The 22,695-nt window shown below is 65.0% G+C and carries 23 protein-coding genes; 15 read left to right on the top strand and 8 right to left on the bottom strand.

Annotation, left to right across the window (positions count from 1 at the left end):
* The gene (locus MRBLWO13_RS14905; protein WP_341974883.1) at positions 1-849 is read right to left on the bottom strand and encodes a PAC2 family protein; all 849 of its coding nucleotides are present in this window, start codon (positions 847-849) and stop codon (positions 1-3) included.
* 93 nt (positions 850-942) lie between these two features.
* Between MRBLWO13_RS14905 and MRBLWO13_RS14900 the strand changes: the two genes are divergently transcribed.
* The 9 genes from MRBLWO13_RS14900 (at position 943) to lnt (ending at position 10,658) form a co-directional block, all read left to right on the top strand.
* Positions 943-1,623, top strand: coding sequence for an HAD family phosphatase (locus tag MRBLWO13_RS14900; RefSeq protein WP_341978432.1), 681 nt, complete (start codon positions 943-945; stop codon positions 1,621-1,623).
* Positions 1,620-2,639 (top strand): tRNA (adenine-N1)-methyltransferase, encoded by a 1,020-nt coding sequence (locus tag MRBLWO13_RS14895; RefSeq protein ID WP_341974881.1) that lies wholly within the window; start codon positions 1,620-1,622, stop codon positions 2,637-2,639. The genes MRBLWO13_RS14900 and MRBLWO13_RS14895 overlap by 4 nt, the downstream gene beginning before the upstream one ends.
* Before the next feature lie 10 nt (positions 2,640-2,649).
* Positions 2,650-3,585, top strand: a complete 936-nt coding sequence (locus MRBLWO13_RS14890; protein ID WP_341974879.1) for a hypothetical protein — start codon at positions 2,650-2,652, stop codon at positions 3,583-3,585.
* The gene (locus tag MRBLWO13_RS14885) at positions 3,585-4,577 is read left to right on the top strand and encodes a WYL domain-containing protein (RefSeq protein ID WP_341974877.1); all 993 of its coding nucleotides are present in this window, start codon (positions 3,585-3,587) and stop codon (positions 4,575-4,577) included. Before MRBLWO13_RS14890 ends, MRBLWO13_RS14885 begins: the two co-directional genes overlap by 1 nt.
* Positions 4,574-5,557: a WYL domain-containing protein gene (locus MRBLWO13_RS14880; protein WP_341974874.1), complete on the top strand. Its 984-nt coding sequence runs from the start codon at positions 4,574-4,576 to the stop codon at positions 5,555-5,557. Before MRBLWO13_RS14885 ends, MRBLWO13_RS14880 begins: the two co-directional genes overlap by 4 nt.
* Before the next feature lie 40 nt (positions 5,558-5,597).
* On the top strand, positions 5,598-5,834 hold the full coding sequence (gene tatA, locus MRBLWO13_RS14875; protein WP_341974872.1) for a Sec-independent protein translocase subunit TatA: 237 nt from the start codon (positions 5,598-5,600) through the stop codon (positions 5,832-5,834).
* A 63-nt stretch (positions 5,835-5,897) separates the two neighbouring features.
* The gene (gene tatC / locus MRBLWO13_RS14870; protein WP_341978430.1) at positions 5,898-6,656 is read left to right on the top strand and encodes a twin-arginine translocase subunit TatC; all 759 of its coding nucleotides are present in this window, start codon (positions 5,898-5,900) and stop codon (positions 6,654-6,656) included.
* Positions 6,653-9,124, top strand: coding sequence for a DEAD/DEAH box helicase (locus MRBLWO13_RS14865; RefSeq protein WP_341974870.1), 2,472 nt, complete (start codon positions 6,653-6,655; stop codon positions 9,122-9,124). The genes tatC and MRBLWO13_RS14865 overlap by 4 nt, the downstream gene beginning before the upstream one ends.
* 10 nt (positions 9,125-9,134) lie before the next feature.
* Positions 9,135-10,658: an apolipoprotein N-acyltransferase gene (gene lnt / locus MRBLWO13_RS14860; RefSeq protein ID WP_341974868.1), complete on the top strand. Its 1,524-nt coding sequence runs from the start codon at positions 9,135-9,137 to the stop codon at positions 10,656-10,658.
* Here lnt and MRBLWO13_RS14855 read toward each other — a convergent pair.
* From MRBLWO13_RS14855 to MRBLWO13_RS14840, 4 genes are all read right to left on the bottom strand, one after another.
* Complete coding sequence (locus tag MRBLWO13_RS14855; RefSeq protein WP_341974867.1) at positions 10,655-11,038, bottom strand: RNA polymerase-binding protein RbpA; 384 nt, start codon at positions 11,036-11,038, stop codon at positions 10,655-10,657. The two genes, lnt and MRBLWO13_RS14855, sit on opposite strands and share 4 nt — an antisense overlap.
* A gap of 118 nt (positions 11,039-11,156) precedes the next feature.
* Entirely contained in the window at positions 11,157-11,933 is a 777-nt protein-coding gene (locus tag MRBLWO13_RS14850) for a glycerophosphodiester phosphodiesterase family protein (RefSeq protein WP_341974866.1), read from the bottom strand.
* Positions 11,930-12,865: an SPFH domain-containing protein gene (locus MRBLWO13_RS14845; protein WP_341974863.1), complete on the bottom strand. Its 936-nt coding sequence runs from the start codon at positions 12,863-12,865 to the stop codon at positions 11,930-11,932. The genes MRBLWO13_RS14850 and MRBLWO13_RS14845 overlap by 4 nt, the downstream gene beginning before the upstream one ends.
* 9 nt (positions 12,866-12,874) lie before the next feature.
* Positions 12,875-13,348, bottom strand: coding sequence for an NfeD family protein (locus MRBLWO13_RS14840; RefSeq protein WP_341974861.1), 474 nt, complete (start codon positions 13,346-13,348; stop codon positions 12,875-12,877).
* 120 nt (positions 13,349-13,468) lie between these two features.
* Here MRBLWO13_RS14840 and MRBLWO13_RS14835 point away from each other — a divergent pair, with 120 nt between their 5' ends.
* Positions 13,469-14,233, top strand: a complete 765-nt coding sequence (locus MRBLWO13_RS14835) for an SDR family oxidoreductase (RefSeq protein WP_341974859.1) — start codon at positions 13,469-13,471, stop codon at positions 14,231-14,233.
* Between the two features lie 96 nt (positions 14,234-14,329).
* On the opposite strand, the gene MRBLWO13_RS14830 is transcribed toward MRBLWO13_RS14835, so the two are convergent.
* A complete protein-coding gene (locus MRBLWO13_RS14830; RefSeq protein WP_341974857.1) occupies positions 14,330-14,884 on the bottom strand; it encodes a DUF308 domain-containing protein in 555 nt (184 codons plus the stop codon).
* A gap of 178 nt (positions 14,885-15,062) precedes the next feature.
* Here MRBLWO13_RS14830 and MRBLWO13_RS14825 point away from each other — a divergent pair, with 178 nt between their 5' ends.
* The 4 genes from MRBLWO13_RS14825 (at position 15,063) to MRBLWO13_RS14810 (ending at position 19,497) form a co-directional block, all read left to right on the top strand.
* On the top strand, positions 15,063-15,461 hold the full coding sequence (locus MRBLWO13_RS14825) for a helix-turn-helix transcriptional regulator (protein WP_341978428.1): 399 nt from the start codon (positions 15,063-15,065) through the stop codon (positions 15,459-15,461).
* 5 nt (positions 15,462-15,466) lie between these two features.
* Positions 15,467-15,877, top strand: coding sequence for a VOC family protein (locus tag MRBLWO13_RS14820; RefSeq protein WP_341974856.1), 411 nt, complete (start codon positions 15,467-15,469; stop codon positions 15,875-15,877).
* 36 nt (positions 15,878-15,913) lie between these two features.
* On the top strand, positions 15,914-18,271 hold the full coding sequence (locus MRBLWO13_RS14815; RefSeq protein ID WP_341974854.1) for an excinuclease ABC subunit UvrA: 2,358 nt from the start codon (positions 15,914-15,916) through the stop codon (positions 18,269-18,271).
* A 137-nt stretch (positions 18,272-18,408) separates the two neighbouring features.
* Complete coding sequence (locus MRBLWO13_RS14810; RefSeq protein ID WP_341974852.1) at positions 18,409-19,497, top strand: serine hydrolase domain-containing protein; 1,089 nt, start codon at positions 18,409-18,411, stop codon at positions 19,495-19,497.
* A 434-nt stretch (positions 19,498-19,931) separates the two neighbouring features.
* Here the strand turns inward: MRBLWO13_RS14810 and tyrS are convergent, their stop codons facing one another.
* Entirely contained in the window at positions 19,932-21,137 is a 1,206-nt protein-coding gene (gene tyrS / locus MRBLWO13_RS14805; RefSeq protein WP_341974850.1) for a tyrosine--tRNA ligase, read from the bottom strand.
* 274 nt (positions 21,138-21,411) lie between these two features.
* On the bottom strand, positions 21,412-22,050 hold the full coding sequence (locus MRBLWO13_RS14800; protein ID WP_341974848.1) for a hypothetical protein: 639 nt from the start codon (positions 22,048-22,050) through the stop codon (positions 21,412-21,414).
* 139 nt (positions 22,051-22,189) lie between these two features.
* Here MRBLWO13_RS14800 and MRBLWO13_RS14795 point away from each other — a divergent pair, with 139 nt between their 5' ends.
* Positions 22,190-22,672: an HIT family protein gene (locus MRBLWO13_RS14795; RefSeq protein WP_341974846.1), complete on the top strand. Its 483-nt coding sequence runs from the start codon at positions 22,190-22,192 to the stop codon at positions 22,670-22,672.
* Positions 22,673-22,695: the final 23 nt, after the last annotated feature.

Raw genomic sequence — 22,695 nt, 5'->3', positions numbered from 1 at the left:
CTAGCGCTTGAAGTCGCCCGGCCCGTCGCCGCGGCGCCGCAGGTAGCGCTCGAAGGCCTGGGCGATGGCATCGCCGGAGGCGTCGGGGGAGTCCCAGGTGTCGCGGGTGCGCTCGAGCTGGCGGATGTACTCGGCCATGTCCTCGTCCTCTGCCGCCGCCGCGTCGATCGAGGCTTCCCAGGCCGCTGCCTCCGTGCGCAGATGATCCCGCGGGACGTTGACACCGGTCAGCTCTTCGAGCCTGTCCAGCAGCGCCAGGGTGACCTTCGGCGAGGGAGTCGCCGTGGCGACGTAGTGGGGGACGCTCGCCCAGAGGCTGGCCGTGGGAATGCCGGCATGCTCGGCGAAGTGCTCGAAGACGCTCAGGATGCCTACCGGCCCCTCGTAGAGCGAGCGCTCCAGACCGTGCGCTTCGCGCACCTGCTCGTTCTGGCTCGATGCGAAGATCGAGATCGGGCGCGTGTGCGGAACGTCGGACAGCATGGCACCGAGCGTCACCAGACCGGATACGTCGTCGCGCAGTGCGACGTCGATGAACTCGCTGGCGAACGCCTGCCAGGTGCGTGCCGGCTCGACGCCGGTGAGCAGCCAGAACTCGGGACCGGTGCCGGCATCGCGCGGTCGCCACAGTCCGGCCTCGGGCCATCGCAGCTGACGTCTGCCCTCGGCATCCATCCGGGTGGCCGGGCGCGTGTACTGGTAGTCGAAGTACAGTTCGGGGTCGATCGAGTGCACGAGGTCGTAGTCGGTCATCGACCGCAGCGCCTCGATCGCACCGCTCGCCGCCTCGCCCGCATCGTTCCAGCCGTCGAAGGCGGCGATGATGATGCGCGAACCGAGAACATCCATCGTGGGCTCCCTTCGAGGTCGTGGACAGGTACCCCAAGGCTAGTCGGCGTCGGCGGGGGTGTGGGCGCGGCCGCGGCTAACATGGGTTCAGTGATCAGACAGCCCAAGGCAGTCCTCTGGGACATGGACGGAACACTCGTCGACACGGAACCGTACTGGATGGCTGCGGAGACGGTGCTGGTGGAGTCGTTCGGCGGAACGTGGAGCCACGCCGATGCGCTGCAACTGGTCGGCAACGGCCTCCACGACAGTGCCGTGATTCTGCGGAACGCGGGTGTCGAGATGGACCCCGAGGCCATCATCCAGTACTTGACGGACCAGGTGCAGGAGTCACTGCGGACGAATGGCGTGCCGTTCCGCCCCGGCGCGCGTGAGCTTCTCCGCGACCTCAAGGATGCGGGCATCCGCACCGGCCTCGTGACCATGTCGCTGCGGCGGATGGCGCTGAGCGTCGTCGAGCTCATCGAATTCGACGCGTTCGACATCGTGGTCGCCGGCGATGATGTCGAGCAACCGAAGCCGCACCCTGAGCCGTACCTCCGAGCCGCTGAGCTGCTCGACATCGACATCGCGCACGCCGTCGTCATCGAGGATTCTCCGACGGGGCTGCGTTCCGGAATCGCATCGGGCGCCGTCGTGCTCGGCGTGCCGCACATCGTCTCCCTCGACGATCTCGGCGCCCACGAACTCTGGCCGACGCTGCATGAGCGAAAAGCCGCTGATCTGGTCGACCTCTTCGGCCGAATGACCGCAATGACAGGAGTCACCCGATGACCGAAGCGAGCGCACAGCGCCCCAGTGGGCCGTTCCGCGAGGGCGATCGTGTGCAGCTCACCGGTCCCAAGGGCCGCCTGCACACCGTCACCCTCAAGGAGGACGGCGAGCTCCACACCCACCACGGCGTCTTGCGGCATCGGGATCTCATCGGCCTCCCAGACGGCTCTGTCGTGGCGAACAGCTCGGAGCACGAATACCTCGCGCTTCGCCCGCTGCTCAAGGACTTCGCGATGTCGATGCCGCGTGGCGCGGCGATCGTCTACCCGAAGGATGCCGCGCAGATCGTGATGCAGGCCGACATTTTCCCCGGTGCCACCGTGGTCGAGGCCGGGGTGGGCTCGGGGGCGCTGTCGCTCTCGCTGCTGCGCGCGGTCGGTCCCGCTGGAAAGCTCGTGTCGTTCGAACGTCGCGACGATTTCGCAGAGGTCGCCAAGGGCAACGTCGCGACCTTCTTCGGCGGAACCCCGGATACCTGGCGCGTCGTCGTCGGCGACCTGACCGAGGCTCTTCCTCTCGAGCAGCCTTCCGGGAGCGTCGATCGCGTGGTGCTCGACATGCTCGCGCCCTGGGAATGCATGGATGCTGTCGCCGAGGCGCTCACACCGGGTGGCGTGGTGCTCTGCTACGTCGCGACCGCGACGCAGCTCTCGAGGGTTGCCGAGTACATCCGTGGCACCGGACTCTTCACCGATCCGGACGCCTCCGAAACCATGGTCCGCGGCTGGCACGTCGAAGGGCTCGCTGTCCGACCAGACCACCGGATGGTCGCGCACACCGGTTTCCTGCTCACCGCGCGTCGTCTGGCACCGGGGGCCATCGCTCCCTCTGTCAAGCGCCGTGCGTCCAAGAGCAGCTACGGTGACGCCGATGTCGAGCAGTGGACCCCCGGGGCCGTGGGGGACCGCGAGATCACCGATAAGAATCTGCGCAAGCGTGCCAGGGAGGCCGCGAAGGCGGCCGACGGGGCGCGTCTCGCCTCGGCATCGCGCGAAACCGAGCAGGGGACGGAATAGACTGGAGCGCGTGCGTAAAACGTCCGCCGCTCTGGCCACCCTCAGCCTTGCCGTCCTCGCCCTGACCGGGTGCACCGCGGCTCCGACCTTCAACGGTGCTTCCTGCGATCGGACGGCGTCGGCGAGCGGCATCGGCGAGGCTGTCACGGTCGAAGGCGAAGTGGGCGAAGCGCCCGAGGTCGAGGTGTTCTCGCCGGTTCACGTGAAGAAGACGTCTTTCACCGACGTCGCAACGGGTGATGGCCGCGCGCTGGTGAGTGCGCAGCAGGCGCTGAACCTCGAGCTGTCGATCTACAGCGGCGAAACCGGCAAGCAGGTGTTCGCCACGCCTTACGACTCAAGCGCCGCAGCGCCGGCGATGACCATCAACGAGTGGGCGGAACGCTCGCCGGGTCTCGGCGACGTCCTGCAGTGCGCCACCGCCGGTACACGCATCCTCGCCGCGCTCACGGCGGATGATTTCGGACCGGCCAACATCGAAGGACTCGGCCTGGCTGCCGACGACACCGCGATCTTCGTGATCGACGTGCTGGACGCATTCCTGCCGAAGGCCGAGGGTGCTCTCCAGTTCAACGATGCGCGCGGCCTGCCGACCGTCGTTCGCGCGACAGACGGCACCCCCGGCATCATCATTCCGGACAGCGCAGCACCCGAAAAGCAGACGGTGCAGACGCTCATCAAGGGTGAAGGTGAAGTGTTGACGGCCGAGCAGACTCCGCTGGTCAATTTCACCGCCATCGGCTGGGACGACAAGCAGATTCTGCAGACCACGTGGGGCGACAAGCCGAGTGCGCAGCTTCGCGACATCGCCGCTCCGGTGGCCGACGCTCTCGTCGGCCAGCCGGTCGGCTCCCAGGTGATGGTCGTGCTGCCGGCGACCGACGGTTCGCCCGCGATCGCGGTCGTCGTCGATGTTCTGGGTGTCACCTCGGCACCGACGCAGTGATGGCTGCCCGGATTCCCGCGGAGGAGCGCCTGACGAATCTCGTCGTGGCGTTGATGGCCACGGAGATCGGGCTCACCAAGCAGCAGATTCTCGACAACGTCTCCGGTTATCGGCAGCGTGCCGATGCCGGAACGCGCGCGGATGCTCTCGAGAAGATGTTCGAGCGCGACAAGGATGAGCTGCGCACACTCGGTGTGCCGATCGAGACCATCGGAGATCCGTCCGACCCGAATGACCTCCGCGAGGCTCGCTATCGCATACCGCAGGCGGAATACGACCTGCCCAGCGACATCGAGTTCAGTTCCGCCGAGCTTGCGGTATTGCGACTGGCCGGCAGCGTCTGGAGCGCGGAATCCGTTTCGGCCGACGCGCAGTCCGGAGTGCGCAAGATCCGTGCGCTCGGAATCGACGGAGACGAGCCGATCATCGGATTCGCGCCGCGGATCACCGCACGCGACGCCGGATTCGCGCCCCTTCAGGACGCGATCGAGAAATGCCGAGTGGTCGTGTTCGACTATCTCAAGCCGGGTGAGGATGCTCCGCGGCGCCGTCGGATCCGCCCTCTGGCGCTTGTGGACTATGCGGCGCGATGGCACGTCTTCGGCATCGATGTCGATGCCGACGCCGACCGGATGTTCCTGCTCAGCCGGATCACTGGCGATGTCACCATCACGAACGAGACTTTCGCTCCCGGACTGCGTGACGGGGCGGGAGAGCGCGCGTTGGCCGGTCTCGACCGCGTTGCCGCGGAGAACACGGCTCTCCTGGAGGTCACACCGGGCACAGAGGCCGCGCTGCGGCTGGGGCGCCGAGCGACGGCGGCACCGCAGGGCATCCGCGTGCCGTTCGTGGATCTTCATATCCTCGCCGACGAGATCGCGTCCTACGGTCCTGAGGTCAGAGTCGTGGATCCTGCCCCGCTACGCGATGCGGTGATCGCCCGTCTGCGTGCGGTCATCGAGAGCCATACGGATGCGGAGGAGGCACGATGAGCGCTCAGACCAAGCCGCTGCTCGCAGCCGACCGAGTCCGGCTCTACCTCACACTGGTGCCGTACCTCCTCGAGCACGGGCAGGTATCACTCGCCGAGGCCGCCGAGGAGTTCGGTGTGACGCCCCAGGAGATGCGCGGGATGGTGGAGAAGCTCACCGTTATCGGGCTGCCCGGCGACTCCGGCTACTGGCAGCAGCCCCAGGAGATGTTCGACATCAACTGGGATCTCCTCGACGAGGACGACGTCATCGAGATCACCAATGACGTCGCCCTGCGGAGAGTGCCTCGGTTCACCGCGAGGGAGGCGGCCGCGTTGCTCGCCGGGCTTCAGATGGTCGCAGCAGTGCCAGCGGTCTCCGATTCGGGCCTCATCGCCGGACTCATCTCCAAGCTGTCCCGAGGTGCGGCGAACGCGCCGGCCGAGGTGGTCGTCGCCCCGAGCGCCGTCGATCACGTGCGGCAGGTCGTCGCCAGGGGAGTGCAGGAGGGCGTAGCCGTCTCCTTCACGTATCAGGCGCCGGATGCCGCACCGACGACGCGCACGGTCGACCCTGTGCAGATCCTGATCACCAACGCGCAATGGTATCTGCAGGGCTGGTGTCATCTGCGCGAGGCGATGCGCACCTTCCACCTGGACCGCGTCAGTGACCCGCAGTTGACCGATATTCCGATCACGCACGCCGGCGACTCCGTCCCCGAGGCGTTCTCCGCCGTCGATGACGAGGGCGAGGTTCGGGTGGTGCTCCCAGAGCGACTCGCACCCCTGCTCGGCGGATTCCTCTCCGCGGACAACGTCGAAACACGCGATGGGGTCCTCGAAGCCCGCCTGCGTCTGGCCGACCCGCGCGGCATCAAGCGCGTCGCCGCCCGCTTCGGCGGTGCACTCGAGGTGAAAGACCCCGGCATCGCCCGGACGGCCACCCGAGAATGGGCGGCAGCGGGACTCGCACTGTATCGGCATCCGCAGCACGATGATTGACCATTAGACTGATCGAAACCACCTACGACGGGAAGAAGACATGTTCGCTGGAATGCAAGGCTGGCATCTGCTGATCGTCCTCGCTGTGATCCTTCTTTTGTTCGGAGCAGCGAAGCTCCCGGCACTTGCGAAGAGCATGGGGCAGTCCGCCCGCGTGTTCAAGGGCGAGATGAAGGCCATGAAGGAAGAGGACGGCGCGCGCGCCGATTCCACCTCTGCCGAGCAGAGCACGGTCAAGGACCCCGGTTCCGAGACTGAGACTCCGCCGCGCGCCTGACCGTCCGTGGAAGTCTCAGAATCCACCGCGGACAAAGGTAAGACGCCGCACCGCGACCGGAGGATGTCGCTCGGCGCGCACCTCGTCGAGCTGCGCAAGCGCCTGATGTGGGCAGCGCTCGCGTTGCTGGTCGGCATGGTGATCGCGTTCATCGTCGCGGACCCCATCATCCACTTCATCACCGAGCCGATCCGCATCATCACCGAGAAACGCGGCGACGATTTCAGTGCCCTCAACTTCGGCACGATCACGTCCGCATTCGACATGCGTATGCGCATCGCGTTCTCGATCGGACTGTTCCTGTCCGCGCCGATATGGCTGTGGCAGGTCTGGGCGTTCATCATGCCGGGGCTCACTCGCAAGGAGATCCAGTACACCGTCGGGTTCGTCCTCGCGGCCGTGCCGCTCTTCTTCGGGGGCTGCTACCTGGGCGTGATGATCATGCCTCACGTCATCGAACTGATGTGGAGCTTCACACCTGACGGCGCGACGAACTTCTACTACGCGCAGGAGTACTACGACTTCGTCTTCAAACTGATGATCGTGATCGGCATCTCGTTCGTGCTCCCGGTCTTCCTCGTGGCGCTGAACTTCGCGGGGATCATGTCCGGCCGTGCGATCCTCAAGGGATGGCGGATCGCGATCATCATCGCGACGGTATTCGCGGCGCTGGCGACTCCCGCAGCCGATGTGGTGAGCATGCTGATGCTCGCCGGCATCCTGATCGTGCTGTACTTCGCGGCCGCTGGACTGTCCATGCTCTTCGATCGGCGTAAGCACAAGCGCAATGCGGCGGCCGGGCTCATCCCGGACACCGCATGAGTTCGCCGTCCGAGCGGTACTCCGCCGCACGGGACGCGACCGATCATCCTGAGACGACCGCTTTCGCGGCAGTCCAGCGTTTCGACCTGGATCCGTTCCAGGTCGCCGGATGCCACGCACTCGAGCGCGGTCACAGCGTGCTGGTCGCCGCTCCCACCGGCGCGGGAAAGACCATCATCGGCGAGTTCGCGATCCATCTCGCGATGCAGACGCCGAGCGACAAGGCCTTCTACACGACGCCCATGAAGGCGCTCTCGAACCAGAAGTTCCGTGAGCTCGTCGAGGTGTACGGCGCCGATCAGGTCGGCCTTCTCACCGGTGACACGAACATCAACGGCAACGCCCGGATCGTGGTGATGACCACCGAGGTGCTGCGGAACATGATCTATGCGGATTCCGCCGCCCTTCGCGATCTCCGCTACGTCGTGATGGATGAGGTCCACTACCTCGCGGACCGTTTCCGCGGAGCTGTCTGGGAAGAGGTCATCATCCACCTCCCGCAGCAGGTGCGGCTCGTGTCCCTCAGCGCCACTGTCTCCAACGCAGAGGAGTTCGGCGACTGGCTCGACACGGTTCGCGGCGACACCGAAGTGATCGTCTCCGAGATCCGGCCGGTGCCGCTGGAACAGCATGTGCTCGTCCGCGACGACCTGCTCCCGCTCTTCGACGACCGTGCAGGCATCGCGACCGCTCAGGTGAATCAAGAGCTGATGCGCATCCGATCCTTCACCGGGTCCAGGTACGACAGCAACCGTGAGGCGCAGACGTATCGCAGCGAACGTCATGCGGGAAGGCACGCGCAACGACCGCGTGGAGGCCACAAACCGGCACGTGCGGCCAACGTGCGGCGGATCGAGCGGATGGATCGCCCGGATGTCGTGCGCCTGCTCGAGCGCGCCAATCTCCTGCCCGCGATCTTCTTCATCTTCAGTCGTGTGGGGTGCGACGCCGCCGTGCAGCAGGTGCGCCGTTCCGGCATCCGCCTCACCACGGTCGAGGAGCGCGCCGAAATCCGCGCGATCGTCGAGGAGCGCACCCGTGCGCTTCAGGAGGAGGACCTCGGTGTCCTCGGGTACTGGGACTGGTTGGACAACCTCGAGCGCGGCGTCGCCGCCCACCACGCCGGACTCCTCCCGGCGTTCAAAGAGGTCGTCGAGGAGCTCTTCCGCCTCAAGCTCGTCAAGGCCGTCTTCGCCACCGAGACGCTGGCGCTCGGGATCAACATGCCTGCGCGCACCGTGGTGCTCGAGAAGATGGAGAAGTTCAACGGCGAGGCGCGCGTGGCGATCACGTCGGGGGAGTACACGCAGCTCACGGGTCGCGCCGGGCGTCGCGGCATCGACGTCGAAGGCCACGCGGTCGTGCAATGGACCGAGGGGATGGATCCGCAGGCGGTCGCCGCTCTCGCATCGCGGCGCACCTATCCGCTGAACTCCAGCTTCCGGCCCACCTATAACATGGCCGTCAACCTCATCGACCTGTTCGGGAAGACACGAGCCAGGCAGATCCTGGAGTCCTCGTTCGCCCAGTTCCAGGCCGACCGCGCCGTGGTGGGTCTGGCGCGCCAGGTGCGCGAAGCGGAGGAGTCGCTCGCCGGCTACCAGAAGTCGATGGCGTGCGAGCATGGCGACTTCCCCGAGTATGCGGCGATCCGCCGCGAGCTCAGCGATCTGGAGAAGAAGAACCGCCAGGACTCTCATGGCTCGCGCGCAGAGCGCGAGAAGAGGGTCAAGCGCATTCAGAGTCTGCGCACACGCATGCAGCGGCATGGGTGCCACAACTGTCCCGACCGAGAGACGCACGCCCGCTGGGCCGAGCGCTACTGGAAGCTCAAGCGGCAGAACGACCGGATCCGCCGGCAGATCGAGACGAGGACGGGTACGGTCGCGCGCGTCTTCGACCGGGTGGTCGAAGTGCTCGAGACCCTCGACTACGTCACCGGATCAGGAGCCGAGACGAGCCTGACGGATGCCGGGCGTACGATGCGCCGCATCTACGGTGAGCGCGACCTGCTCGTCGCGGAGTCTCTTCGCCAGGGCCTGTGGACGGGACTGGACGCGCCGTCGCTCGCCGCGATGGCCTGCTGCCTGGTCTACGAACCCCGACGCGATGAGGCGAACTCGGGGGAGCGAGGCCTTCCACGAGGGGCCTTCCGTGCGGCGTACGAGAAGACGTCGACGTTGTGGGCTCAGCTGGACGACCTGGAGAAGGACCATCATCTGCCTGGGAGCGAGCCTCTGGCTGCGGGTCTCGCCGGAGCGATGCACAGCTGGGCGCGCGGCGGGATGCTCGACCGAGTGCTCATCGACGCCGACATGGCAGCGGGAGATTTCGTGCGGTGGGCGAAGCAGACGATCGACTTGCTCGACCAGCTCTCGATCGTGGCCGAGGATGCTGCCCTTGCGCGGACCGCCCGGGCCGCACTCGACGGCGTGCGCCGTGGCATCGTCGCATACTCGTCGATGTGAGGAGGGGCGGATGCCGAACGCTCCCGCGCGCCTGAAGCCGCTCCTGCCGCTCTGGGTTGCCGTAGTCTTCGCGGCGGTCGCCGGCGGACTGATGGATCTCGCCTACCCGGACGTCGCCGCCTGGATTCTCGCCTTCCCCGCCGCGGCGTTGCTGCTGCTGGCACTGATCGGTCGGCGCGTCGGGGGAGCACTGCTCGTTGGCGCAGTGTACGGAGTCGTTTTCTTCACCCTGCTGGTCTCCTGGACCTCGCGCTATCTCGGCCCGATACCGTGGGCCGCCCTCAGCGTCGTGGAAGGCGTCCTCACCGCCGTCGCCATCATTCCGATCGCGCTGGCCTATCGCTGGATGCCACGTGCCTTCCCCGGCACCACAGGGCGTCTCCTCGGGCTCCCGGCCGTCATCGCCGCCCTCTGGGTCGGTCGTGAGCTCTTCGTCGGCTCCTGGCCGTATGGCGGCTTTCCGTGGGCACGCATCGGAATGAGTCAGGCGCAGAGCCCGCTGGCTCCGATCTCATCCTGGCTCGGCGTGAGCGGTGTGAGCTTCCTCATGATCCTGCTCGTCGCGATGCTCATCGAAGTCGTCCGCCTGCGCGCCTGGCAGCGGCCGGTGCGGCTCATCGCGCCGGTCGTCCTCGTGCTGGTGATGCTCTTCACCCCGCTGTTCCCGACGTCCCCCACCGGCACGCTGCGGATCGGCGCCGTGCAGGGCAACGGCCCGACCGGTTACTTCGACGTCCGTGAGCCGTACTCGGTGATCCAGGCGCAGACCGATGCGACGAAGCCGCTCATCGGCGAGGACGTCGACCTCGTGGTCTGGCCGGAAGGGTCACTCGACGGGGACCCCACCGCGGACCCGACGTTGGCTCGGCGTCTGACGCTGCTATCGACCAGACTCGACGCGCCGCTTCTCGTGAACGCGGCGACGGCGCGCGACGACAGATACTTCAACACCTCGCTGCTGTGGACACAGGCAGGCACTGCGGATCAACTGCACGACAAACGGCATCCGGTTCCGTTCGGGGAGTACGTGCCTGATCGTGCTTTCTTCAACGCACTCGCTCCGGATCTGATCGGTCTGCTCCAACGTGAATACACGCCGGGCACGAACCCGCCGGTCGTCGAGGTGGACGCCGCGACGGTCGGGCTGGCGATCTGTTTCGATGTGATCCACGACGATGTCATCAACGCGGGACTGAACGCCGGTGCGCAAGTGCTGGTCTTCCAGACGAACAACGCCGACTTCCGTGGCACCGACGAGAATCTCCAGCAGCTCGCGATCGCGCGGATGCGGGCGATCGAGACCGGCCGGACCGTGGTGAACATCTCGACGGTCGGCACCAGCCAGATCATTCGCCCCGACGGCTCGACGGTGGTGTCGCTGAACGCAGATGAGGCCGGGGCGATGCTCGAGGATGTCGAGCTCCGCTCCGGCCTCACGGCTGGTGTGCTGCTGGGCCCCTGGGTTCAGCAACTGCTGATGTGGGGCGGATTGGGCGCGCTCATCCTCAGTGGGTGGCGCGCACGTCGGCGTTAGGCGCCGATCTTCTCCCTGGTCGGGTCCTCACCGGCACCGCGGCGGGCGCGGATGAAGGCGAGGCGCTCTTCGAGCAGTTCCTCGAGTTCCGCCCGGGTGCGGCGCTCCATGAGCATGTCCCAGTGTGTGCGCACAGCCTTCTCGTCGGTGACCTCGAGGGTCACGGCCTGACCGTCGATGTTCAGACGCGCGTCAGCGCCGCACGAGCGGCACTCCCAGGTCTGCGGCGGCTCGGCCTCGGCCGAGAACATCAGGTTGGTGACGTGTCCGCACTCGTCACAGGTGTAAATGGTCTCGCGGCGTTCCATGAAAACGACGCCCTCTTCGCTCTGTAGGCTCTGGGCGCCGAGTCGGATGCCGCGCAGGCTGCGATCTGCCATTGTGTGGTCCTCTCGTCGTTGTCAGGTATAACGCCTCAGCCTGTGCGCTTCATCCATGTCAGCGACCTTTGGCCCGGATTCACAGTCGAATCTCAGCGCCCAGGGACGTGCGGAGGGGTCAGAACGATTGGACGGTCTTCACCGCGATGTCGGCACGGTCCGAGACGATGCCGTCGACGCCGAGCCTCACGAGCCGTTGCATGTCTGAGGGTTCGTTGACGGTCCAGACGTGGACTTCCACGCCGTGCCGATGTGCGGCGCGCAGGAGGGCCGGTGTGAGCACGCGTATCGCGCCGTGTCTCTCCGGAATCTGCAGCGCGTCGATGTCGCGGAGGAGACGCGCGGGGGAGAGGCGCACCGAGGACAACCCGCGAAGCGCCGCAATGGTGCGGCTTCCGGCTGAGCTGGCAGGAGGCATGGCGGCGCCGGCGCGTAGCACCGCAGCGATCGTCGCGCGTCGGCGCGCGTCGGAGAAGCTCGTGACCAGTACACGATGAGTGTGGTCGGCGAGGATCGTCCCCAACGGTTCCACGGCGGCGGCGGTCTTCACATCGATGTTGAACCGCGCAGTGGGGAAGGAGTCCAGAGCCTCAGCCACCGTCAGAAGACCGCCGTGGTCGGCGAACAGTCGAGCGAGTTCGACCGTACTCACCTCATTGACGCGCCGTGGATCGCCGGTGAGGCGCTGAAGTGTCACGTCATGGAAGAGCACGACGTCACCGTCTGCGGTGACCTGGCAGTCGGTCTCTATGTACTCGGCTCCCGCGGCATGAGCGGCCGCGAAGGCCGCGGCCGTGTTGTCCCAGACACCGGAATCCTCGCCCGCCGCGGTGAGAAGACCACGATGGGCGAGGACTCGAGGATGCCGCGCCTTGCCGAAATAGGGGTGCGTCACACGCCCGGAGGTGGGCTGGTCGGCGGCTGGCCGGATCCGGGACGCGGCGTGAAAGCGGTGCCGATGCCCTTGAGCGCCTCGGTGAGCTCACTCGGGATGATCCACAGCTTGTTGGACTGGCCCTCGCTGATCTTCGGCAGCATCTGCAGGTACTGATACGCGAGCAGCTTGTCGTCCGGAGCGCCCTGGTGGATGGCGGTGAAGACGTTCTGAATCGCCTCCGCCTCTCCCTGAGCGCGGAGGACAGCGGCCTGCTTGTCACCTTCGGCGCGGAGGATCTCTGCCTGCCGTGCGCCCTCAGCCTCGAGGATCGCGGACTGCTTGGTTCCCTCGGCCGTCAGGATGGCGGCGCGGCGGTCACGCTCGGCGCGCATCTGCTTCTCCATCGAGTCCTGAATGGACAGGGGCGGGTCGATCGCCTTGAGCTCGACGCGGCCGACGCGGATTCCCCACTTGCCCGTGGCCTCATCGAGGACGACGCGCAGCTGGCCGTTGATGTTGTCGCGGCTCGTGAGCGCCTCTTCGAGGTTCAGACCACCGACGACGTTGCGGAGCGTGGTGGTCGTGAGCTGCTCGACGGCGCCGAGGTAGTTCGCGATCTCGTAGGTCGCCGCTCGAGCATCCGTCACCTGGAAGTACACGACCGTGTCGATCGAGACGACGAGGTTGTCTTCCGTGATCACCGGCTGCGGAGGGAATGAGACGACCTGCTCACGCATGTCGATAAGCGGGCGGAGGCGATCGATGAAGGGCACCAGGATGTTCAGACCGGGCATCAGGGTCTTGTGGTACCGGCCGAGCCGCTCGACGACTCCCGCAGTCGCCTGCGGGATGATCCGGATCGATCGGGCGATGGTCACCACCACGAAGATGATGATCGCGACCACCAGGATCCAGAGGATCGCGGTCGGGATGAACGAGGAATCGTTCACTGAAGTCTCCTAGTCGTTGACGGGTCGGACGATGGCGGTCGCGCCGCTGACCGCGGTGATCGCGATCGTCGCGCCCTGCGGAATGGGCACACCGGCGGGGGTTCGTGCGGTCCAGGTGTCGCCGTTGCTCAGCTTCACCTGTCCCGATACCTGCGTGATCTCATGCAGCGCGATGCCACGGAGGTCGATGAGGGCGTCGACGTTCGATTTGGTCGGGTCCTCGCCGCGACGAAGGCGCTTGAGCAGCGGCGGACGCAGGAAGAGGATGAAGATCGCGGCAGCTGCGGCAGCGATGATCACCTGCACCCACACCGGAACCCCGACGAGATCGGTGACGAGACCGATCGCGCTGCCGAAACTCAGCATCAGGAAGGTGAAATCGAGTGTCAGCATCTCGATCACCAGGAAAGCGGCGATCAGGACGAGCCAGCCGATCCATGCCCACTGGTCGATGAACTGAACGAATGTGGCGAAAGTGTCCATGCGCTCTCCTTTGCGGTCAACCTATCACGCGCCCTGGCTCGGATCGGGTGTCGGGAGCGGGGATTGATAGTGTGAGGATGTCGCGTGATCGCGGCGTCTCACGCATCACAAGGAGTCACCGTGACCGAGCTTCTCCCCGCAGGTTCCCTCGACGGCAAGGTCGCTCTTGTCACCGGATCATCCCGGGGGATCGGCGCCGACACCATCCGGTATCTCGCGGAAGCGGGCGCCGATGTCGTCATCAACTTCCGCAACAAGGCGCCGCGCGCTGAGAAGCTCGCCGTCGAACTGCGCGCTCTCGGGCGGCGCGTCCTCACCGTGGCCGCCGACCTCACCGATCCCGCATCCGTCTCCGACATGTTCGACGCGGTACGCGAGGAGTTCGGGAGTCTCGACATCCTCGTGCTCAACGCGTCCGGTGGCATGGAATCCGGCATGGCCGAGGACTACGCGCTGACGCTCAATCGCGATGCTCAGCTCAACGTGCTGAACGCCGCGCTCCCGCTTCTGGGTGATGGCGCCCGTGTGGTCTTCGTGACCAGCCACCAGGCTCATTTCATCCGGACGACGCCGACCATGCCGGAATACGAGCCGGTCGCGCTCTCCAAGCGTGCCGGAGAAGACGCACTGCGCGAGCTCATCCCTGGCCTCGCCGAGAAGGGCGTCGGCTTCACGGTCGTCTCCGGCGACATGATCGAAGGCACGATCACGGCCACGCTTCTCGAGCGCGCCAATCCTGGCGCCATCGCCGAGCGGCGCGAATCGGCCGGCAAGCTCTACAACGTCTCCGAGTTCGCGGCCGAGGTCGCGCAGGCGGCCGTCGATCCTGTGCCGGCCGACAACACGCGCCTCGTCGGCGATGTGAGCGCGTTCGCGGCTGAGTGAACTGAACGCCACCGACCGGCGCCAAGCTGATCGGCAACGGAATCGGCCCCGGTCTGCTGTTGTGCAGAACGGGGCCGATTCGCGTCGCAGGGGCTGTTACGCCGACTTGCCGAGGGTGATCGCGCGAACGATCTGCACGATGCCGAGCGCGATCAGAGAAGCGGCAAGGAGCAGCCAGAAGAGCGGCACGGCTGCGAACCCGAGCGTGAGGACGGCGATGCCGGCCACGACGCTCAGAAGCGCGTAGAGCAGCGTCCAGACTCGGGAGCCGTCCTGACCGAGCAGCGTGAGGGAGACGACTCCGTCCACGATCCAGCTGATGCCGATGAAGATCACGACGATGATCGCCAGGCTCGCTGCGGCCGCGGTGAGGTTCGTGAAGGCGATGACGCCCGCGACGATGTACAGCAGTCCGAGCACGAGGTGCCCGATACGCGCCCATCCCTTGTTGCCGGAGAAGATGCCGATCCCGACGTAGACGAGTCCGGCGATGATCAGGTACGAGGCGAAGATCCCGGTGATGATGACCGCCGACTTCACCGGCCAGATCAGGAGCACGAGGCCGGCGATCAGTGCAAGTGCGCCGGAGATCGCGAGCGTGATGCGGATCGACTTGAGAGCCGACCGCGCTTCCGTGAATGATTCGGACATTTTGGGCCCTTTCTGAGAACATCCTGTGAGGTTGGCCTCAGCGTAGCGCCGAAAGGGCCAAGAACAGGGGAGTGGTCGTCTCGGGGCGTTGCAAGACGTCATAGGCGGAGACGCCTGTGCGTGCCAGGATCGATTCGTGACACCTGTCGACGATGCCCGACTCCGTGAACTCGCGGTCATGCGGAAGGTGCGTGATCGAATCGATCGGGACTACGCGCGTCCGCTCGACGTGGAGGCTCTGGCGAGGGGCGTGCATATGTCGGCGGGGCATCTGAGTCGGAAGTTCCGTGAGGCCTACGGCGAGTCGCCATACTCCTATCTCATGACCAGACGTATCGAGCGGGCCATGGCGTTGCTGCGACGCGGCGATCTGAGCGTCACCGACGTGTGCTTCGAGGTCGGATGCTCATCGCTCGGCACCTTCAGCACCCGATTCACCGAACTGGTCGGTGTCTCACCCAGCGTGTACCGTGAACGCGCCGCCAACGTGGACGGGATCCCGACGTTCCAGGCGAAGCAGGTCATCCGACCGATCAGGAATCAAGAAGCGCCCCGCACCGACGCGAACATAGTGTGAACACCATGAATATCAGCATCCATTACGCATTTCTCCCGCACACCGATGCCGAGGCTGCGCTCGCTTTCTATCGCGACGCCCTCGGGTTCGAGGTGCGCAACGACGTCGGTTATGACGGCCTGCGCTGGCTGACCGTCGGCCCCGAGGGGCAGCCCGACACATCGATCGTCCTGCATCCACCGGCAACGGACCCGGGAATCACCGACGCTGAGCGTCAGACGATTCTCGAGCTCATCGCCAAGGGGAGCTACTCGGCGCTGACGCTGGCAAGTGACGATCTGGATGCCCTGTTCGAACGCCTCGTCGAGAAGGGCGCCGACGTCGTTCAGGAGCCGATGGAACAGCCTTATGGTGTCCGTGACTGCGCATTCCGCGATCCTGCGGGAAACCTGCTCCGCATCAATCAGACCGCCTGACCTTCCCCTCTCACTCTCGAACCCCGAAGGACACTGATGAGCTCTGCCGCCCATGCAGCCGATACCCATGACCTGATCCGTGTGCAGGGTGCGCGCGAGAACAACTTGAAGGACATCAGCGTCGATATCCCGAAGCGGCGGCTCACCGTGTTCACGGGGGTATCAGGGTCGGGGAAGAGCTCACTCGTCTTCGACACCATCGCCGCGGAGTCGCGACGGATGATCGACGAGACGTACAGCGCCTTCGTCCAGGGGTTCATGCCGTCGGTGCCGCGTCCGGATGTCGATGTGCTGGAGGGGCTGACGACCGCGATCATCGTCGATCAGGAGCGTCTCGGCGCGAACCCGCGTTCGACGGTCGGCACGGTGACCGACGCGAACGCGATGCTGCGCATCCTGTTCAGCAAGCTCGGGCATCCGTATATCGGTGGACCGACGGCGTTCTCCTTCAACATCCCCACGCAAAGAGCGAGCGGTGTGATGACGGGGCCCGGCGGCGAGAAGAAGATCGTCAAGGACGCCATCTATCTCGGCGGCATGTGCCCGCGATGCGAGGGCAGGGGAGCGGTCTCCGATCTCGATCTGGCACAGATCGTCGACGAATCGAAGTCGCTGGACGACGGCGCCATCATGGTCCCCGGATACACAGCGGACGGCTGGATGGTGAAGGGGTTCTCGGCCTCCGGCTTCTATCCCGCCGACAAGCCGATCGCCGATTTCACCGAGAAGCAGCGCCATCTGTTCCTCTACGGCGAGGTCACCAAAGTCAAGATCTCCGGGATCAACATGACCTATGAGGGCCTGATCCCGAAGATCACGAAATCGATGCTCTCGAAGGACATCGACGCTTTGCAGCCCCACATCCGCGCTTTCGTGCAGCGCGTCGCGACGTTCGCCGTCTGCCCTGAATGCGACGGGACTCGGCTCACTGAAGGAGCGCGATCGTCGAAGATCGACGGGGTGAGCATCGCGGATGCCTGCCGGATGCAGGTGACCGATCTCGCCGTGTGGGTGCGTGGGTTGAAGCTTCCCGAGGCGGCGCCTCTGCTGCAGGCGTTGAGCGCGAACCTCGACGCATTCGTGACTCTCGGACTCGGATATCTCAGCCTCGACCGGCCGTCAGGCACTCTGTCCGGGGGAGAGGCGCAGCGCATCAAGATGCTGCGTCATCTGGGTTCGTCGCTGACCGACATCACTTACGTCTTCGACGAGCCGACGATCGGGCTGCACCCGCATGACATCCAGCGGATGAACTCGCTGCTGCTGAAGTTGCGGGACAAGGGCAACACCGTGTTGGTCGTCGAGCACAAGCCAGAGACGATCGCGATCGGGGATCACGTCGTCGACCTCGGTCCCGGCGCCGGAAGCCGCGGCGGAACGATCTGCTTCGAGGGCGACGTCGCCGGACTCAAGGCCAGTGGCACACTCACGGGCAACCATCTGGAAGATCGTGCTGCGATCAAGGCAGAGGTCCGCACCGGCGACGGTGCGATCGAGGTGCGCGGCGCCACGGCGAACAATCTCCAGGACGTCGATGTCGACATCCCCCTGGGCGTGCTGACGGTCGTGACCGGAGTGGCCGGCTCAGGGAAGAGCTCGCTCATCCACGGCTCCGTCTCGAAGCGCGAGGGTGTCGTGTCGATCGACCAGGGCGCGATCAAGGGCTCGCGGCGCAGCAACCCGGCCACGTACACGGGGCTGCTCGAGCCGATCCGAAAGGCCTTCGCGAAGGCGAACGGCGTGAAGCCGGCACTGTTCAGCGCGAACTCCGAGGGCGCATGCCCGAGTTGCAAGGGCGCTGGCGTCATCATCACCGAACTCGGTTTCATGGACACCATCGAGACACCCTGTGAGGACTGCGGAGGCAAGCGCTTCCAGGCGGGCGTGCTCGAGTACAAGCTGGCAGGGCGCGACATCACCGAGGTCCTGGATCTGCCGGTGTCAGAAGCCCGCGGGTTCTTCTCGGAAGGGGAGGCGAAGATTCCAGCGGCCGCGGCGATTCTCGGTCGGCTCGAAGACGTCGGGCTCGGCTATCTATCGCTCGGCCAGCCGCTGTCGACCCTGTCCGGAGGAGAACGTCAGCGCATCAAGCTGGCGATCCAGATGGGGGAGAAGGGCGATGTATACGTACTCGACGAGCCCACGACCGGTCTGCACCTGGCCGATGTGGAGAAGATCCTCGGTTTGCTGGATCACCTCGTCGACTCCGGCAAGACCGTGATCGTCATCGAGCATCACCAGGCTGTCATGGCGCACGCCGATTGGATCATCGACATCGGACCGGGGGCCGGTCACGACGGCGGGCGTGTCGTCTTCGAGGGGACTCCGGCAGAGCTCGTGGCGGATCGATCGACGCTGACGGGGGAGCATCTGGCGGAGTACGTCAGCTCGTAACCAGGAGCGTGGACATGGCGTTGTGGGCACGGGCGGGGGAGTTGCCGGCCGGATCGGTCCTGTGGCCCCGCCCACAGGATGTTCTCGGTTCCCTTTGAAAGGTCGCGGCGCGGCCTGGTCTCTTCTAACGTCGAGACGTGCGTCGACTGCTCTGTGCCCTCTCCAGCGTCGCTCTGGTGCTGTCGATTGCCGGCTGCAGTAGCGCCGAGCGCGAGCCTGACGAGGCGCTGCCCTCGACGACGAACGACCGGCTCGCCGCGGCTTTCGACGTCCTCGAGCGTGAGATGGCACCCGTGATCGTGGCCTTTTCCCACGACGGAGCGCCCGCGGTCGTGCGAGAGTTCGGTGCGCTTCGAGATGACGCCGTGGCTCCCGAGAAGTCTCTCGTCGACATCGGGTCGATCACCAAGACGGTGACAGCGGTGGCGGTCTCGAAACTTGTCGAACAGTCCGGAGTGCGCTTCGACGAGACGCTTTCGGACATCTTTCACGAGGTACCCAGTGACAAAGCGATGATCACGGTCGAGCAGCTTCTTACTCATGCCGGCGGCTTCACCGAATCCGTCGGTGACGACGCCGAGGAGATCAACAGAGACGAGTTTCTCCAGCGAGCATTCGCATCTCCACTCGTCGAGACTCCTGGTACGCAATACGCCTATTCCAACGTCGGTTACTCGATACTCGCTGCCATCATCGAAGTGCGCAGCGGCCTATCGTACGAGCAATACCTACGCGACGAGGTACTGGCGCCGGCAGGGCTGGACAGCATCGGTTACTTGTCGTCCTATGACGACGGACGCTCGCTTCGATCCACGGAAGGAAAGGGCGTCATCGACGCCAGCTGGGGAGGTCACGATGCGTCATGGCACCTCATCGGCAACGGCGGACTGATCACGACCGCCGAGAACTTCTTGGGTTTCCTCCAGGCCCTTCTTAATGGAAAAGTCGTTTCCGAATCATCTTTGGAACAGCTCCTGCATCCTCACATTGCAGAGGACGCTTCCGGCACGAGTTTCTATGGCTATGGGCTGGTCGTTCAGGACGTCGCGGGCATTGGCCGCTTTTACTGGCACGACGGCGGCAACGATGTGTTCTCGGCCGAATGGTCTGTCTACGCGGATCATGACGATGTGATCTTCGTCGCCGGCAGAGAAGCTGTCCCTGGGGCGAGCACCGCCTCGGAAGCCATGAGCGTTCTTCGCGATCATCTCTATGGCCGCCGCTGAGGTTGCTTTCAGGGACGCGTTGCAGCTGCCGCACCGTATCGGGTTGTAGCCGATAATGCACATTATGTCAGCTCGAGGAATGTCGACCCGCTCTGGAGGCGCGTACGCCGGATGGCGCGACTCCCCTCCGGAGTGGATCTTGCGGTTGGCGCACGCGGGTGAAGCAGATCTGGGATCGGATGGGCGGCGACGGAAACCGTCGTTCGAAACGGCGTCTCTCGCTTCTGACCTCAGCACATTCGTTGGAGAAATAATCTGTGGCGGTCGCCGTGAGAACTTGCCGCAGGGCGTTCTCAAGGCGACGGCTGCGTGATTTCGCTTCCAGTTGCTGGACGGACTCTGCGATGGAAAACCACGAGCACGCGAAGAGAACACGAGCGGCTCCTCCCCCGGTTGCGATGAGAAGCCGCGCTCTCTGCCTTTCCTGGTCTGCATCAACCACCGTGCACAGCCAGCCTGAACCAGCGTCGTCGCCCAGCCTGGAGCACATCCTCGGCTCCCACAGACACGAGTTCTTCGCCATCGAGCCGCTTCACACCATTGATCCGTACGCCTCCTTCGGCGATGAGTCTCCGCGCACCTGACCGTGTGAGCTCAGGACGCGCAGCCTCCACGAGCTGAAGTACGGTCGCATGGTGGAGCACATCGAGTTGCGGCATCCCGTCGGGAAACGCGCGCTCTGAGAACACCTCGAGAAACGTACGCCGCGCTCGCTCAGCCTCCGAGACGCCATGGTGGCGCGCAACGATCGCCTCCGCAAGGTCCAGCTTGGCGTTGCGAGCGTCCACGCCACCGAGGCCGGATCGTTGGGCAAGTTCGCTTACGACGGCCAGCGGCAGTTCGGTGTAAACCTTCGCCCATACGCCGATGAGATCGTCGTTCAAGGTCATCAGTCGTCCGAACTTGTCGTCCGCCACCTGCGCGAGCCCGACGTAGTTTCCCAACGACTTCGATTGCTTTGGGCCCCCATCGAGACCCGGAGTGATGGTGCTTGTGATGACGGTCTGTGGCCGCTGGCCGTGCTTCACCTGAAGCTCTCGCCCCATGTTCTCGTTGAAAAGTTGATCGGAGCCGACGATCGTCAGATCCGATTGCAGCGCCACGCTGTCGAAGCCCTGCAGCACCGGGTAGACCAACTCGTGCATCGCGATCTCACGGCGCTCCTCGACCCGCTTCTGGAACATGTCGCGGGCCATCAGCTGACTGTGTGTGACAAGGCTCAGTTCGCCGATCAAGTCGCTGATCGACATGGAGTCGTACCACTCCGAGTTGCGACGGATCTCGAGCACGTCCGGCTCATGTCGCAGGACGAGGCTCACCTGATCGAGGAATGCCTGAGCATTTCGTTCGATCTGGTCCGTGGTGAGCACGGGGCGGGTGCTGCTGCGGCCGGTGGGGTCGCCGACTCGGGTCGTGGTGTCGCCGAGAAGGAAGACGACGACGTGACCGAGATCCTGCAGGTACCGCATCATCCAGAGATTCACTGCGTGGCCGAGATGCAGGTCGGGCGCAGTGCAATCGACGCCGAACTTGATCCGGAGCGGCCTCCCGCGGGAGAGCCGTTCCAGCAGGTCTTCACGGCCGAAGATCTGCTCAGTCGTGCGGCTCAGTCGGTCGAGCACTTGGTCAGGTGTGGTCATGGAATTCTCCCTCGATCTGTGAGCGAGAACTCCCAGCAGACCCCGCTCGCGTCGAACGCAAGAAAGGTGAAGACCGGATGGTCTTCACCTTGGGGCTCTGGGGTGTGCCGTGTGTCTGGGATCAGCGATGCGCGCGCCGAGGGCTCACTCCAGAGCCGTCGAGATACACCGAAACGATCGCCATGCAAGCAACCATAGCGATCTCCGCTGATGCATCGGTAGCTGGTAGCTCGGAGGATTTGGCCGCAGTTCTAATCGCCGAACCGATGAGCCGTCAACGAAGCTGCTGCAGACGTCGACGCAAGAAAACCAGCTCGATGCGTTCGTGCCAGGCCAGGCGGCGAAGAAGCTTGACTGGAGTCCACATTTCGCCGCGATGCTCGTTTCGAAACGTCCTCGGCATGGTGTGGACGATCTCGCGGATATGACGTGAGGAGCGAGCGAGCTCCTCGCGAAGGTCATCGATGGGCTCCAGCTGCGCCAGCCCACACCATCGCGGATAGGCGCGTGCTTCGGTGTCGGCGATATGCCGAAGTATCTCCCCCGGCGTGCGCCAAGCCATCCATGCGGGCTGCTTCACTGCGGGATCGTGCATATCCAACTCTTCGTCGGTAGCGGCGTTCAGCAGCGCGAGCGTGAGGATCCGTTGCGCGTCAATGATCTGGACGGTCCGTGAAATCTGCGCATCTTTTCCAGGGAGCAGATCGTTAGCGAAGACGGCCGTAGCTCCAGTGATTCGCTCTTGCACCTCAAGAACCTCAGGTGCAATTCTGGCCCGTCTCGCGAAGCGGGAGCGAGCTTCTTCCTCCGTGGCAGCTTGAGCACACTCCCCCCACGCCTCAAGCTCGAACGACCAGATCGCAACCTGGCCGAGGCGGGCCATTGTGTCACTCGCGTCAACCACGATGCGCATAGAAGAAGGCTAGCTGCGGGTCCGCACTCGCGGTCAGCGCGACATCCACTGATGCATCGAATCGAGTATGCCGGCCCCGATTGCGCCAGGTCACCACGAGAAGCCGAGGTGCCACTCCCCCTCCGTGGGATGATCGTGTGTGCTTTCGACTACGCATGAGCCGGCCGGCTACTCGTGTCCGTTCTGTCTGCTCCAGCAAGGCATCTTCAACGAACAGAACCAGCCCTCTGACATCGTTGCCGTCACGGAACGCGCCTATGCTCGCATCGCTCCGAAGTGGTGGCCAGATAATCCCGGGGCGGTCCTCGTCATTCCGCGGGTGCACGTGGAGAACATCTACGACCTGTCATCAGCGGACGGGTACGCGGTGTGGGAGCTGACGCAGCGGGTCGCGATCGGCATCCGCGCGTCCTACGGATGCGAGGGCACGTCGACTCGACAGCACAACGAGCCCGCCGGGAATCAGGATGTGTGGCACCTTCATATGCACGTGTTCCCGCGCTTCACAGACGATCGCCTCTATCAGCGACAAGAGGAGGCACGGTGGGTCGATCCTTCGGAGCGCGAACCGTTCGCTTTGCAGCTCAGAGGTGCACTCCGGATGCCGTTCACGTTCGACTGATCAAATAGCGGTGCAGTTGCGGC

Origin of the sequence: Microbacterium sp. LWO13-1.2, from assembly GCF_038397725.1 — a bacterium.
In the GTDB taxonomy this organism is placed as follows: domain Bacteria; phylum Actinomycetota; class Actinomycetes; order Actinomycetales; family Microbacteriaceae; genus Microbacterium.
Note: the sequence above shows the minus strand (reverse complement) of the source record. Positions and strands in the feature narration are given on the sequence as shown.

Bases quoted from the DNA above. Each gene is read 5' to 3' on its own strand.
- MRBLWO13_RS14905 (WP_341974883.1), bottom strand. From the start codon at position 849: ATGGATGTTCTCGGTTCGCGCATCATCATCGCCGCCTTCGACGGCTGG.
- MRBLWO13_RS14895 (WP_341974881.1), top strand. From the start codon at position 1,620: ATGACCGAAGCGAGCGCACAGCGCCCCAGTGGGCCGTTCCGCGAGGGC.
- MRBLWO13_RS14885 (WP_341974877.1), top strand. From the start codon at position 3,585: ATGGCTGCCCGGATTCCCGCGGAGGAGCGCCTGACGAATCTCGTCGTG.
- MRBLWO13_RS14880 (WP_341974874.1), top strand. From the start codon at position 4,574: ATGAGCGCTCAGACCAAGCCGCTGCTCGCAGCCGACCGAGTCCGGCTC.
- tatA (WP_341974872.1), top strand. From the start codon at position 5,598: ATGTTCGCTGGAATGCAAGGCTGGCATCTGCTGATCGTCCTCGCTGTG.
- tatC (WP_341978430.1), top strand. From the start codon at position 5,898: ATGTCGCTCGGCGCGCACCTCGTCGAGCTGCGCAAGCGCCTGATGTGG.
- MRBLWO13_RS14865 (WP_341974870.1), top strand. From the start codon at position 6,653: ATGAGTTCGCCGTCCGAGCGGTACTCCGCCGCACGGGACGCGACCGAT.
- lnt (WP_341974868.1), top strand. From the start codon at position 9,135: ATGCCGAACGCTCCCGCGCGCCTGAAGCCGCTCCTGCCGCTCTGGGTT.
- MRBLWO13_RS14855 (WP_341974867.1), bottom strand. From the start codon at position 11,038: ATGGCAGATCGCAGCCTGCGCGGCATCCGACTCGGCGCCCAGAGCCTA.
- MRBLWO13_RS14840 (WP_341974861.1), bottom strand. From the start codon at position 13,348: ATGGACACTTTCGCCACATTCGTTCAGTTCATCGACCAGTGGGCATGG.
- MRBLWO13_RS14830 (WP_341974857.1), bottom strand. From the start codon at position 14,884: ATGTCCGAATCATTCACGGAAGCGCGGTCGGCTCTCAAGTCGATCCGC.
- MRBLWO13_RS14825 (WP_341978428.1), top strand. From the start codon at position 15,063: ATGCGGAAGGTGCGTGATCGAATCGATCGGGACTACGCGCGTCCGCTC.
- MRBLWO13_RS14820 (WP_341974856.1), top strand. From the start codon at position 15,467: ATGAATATCAGCATCCATTACGCATTTCTCCCGCACACCGATGCCGAG.
- MRBLWO13_RS14815 (WP_341974854.1), top strand. From the start codon at position 15,914: ATGAGCTCTGCCGCCCATGCAGCCGATACCCATGACCTGATCCGTGTG.
- tyrS (WP_341974850.1), bottom strand. From the start codon at position 21,137: ATGACCACACCTGACCAAGTGCTCGACCGACTGAGCCGCACGACTGAG.
- MRBLWO13_RS14800 (WP_341974848.1), bottom strand. From the start codon at position 22,050: ATGCGCATCGTGGTTGACGCGAGTGACACAATGGCCCGCCTCGGCCAG.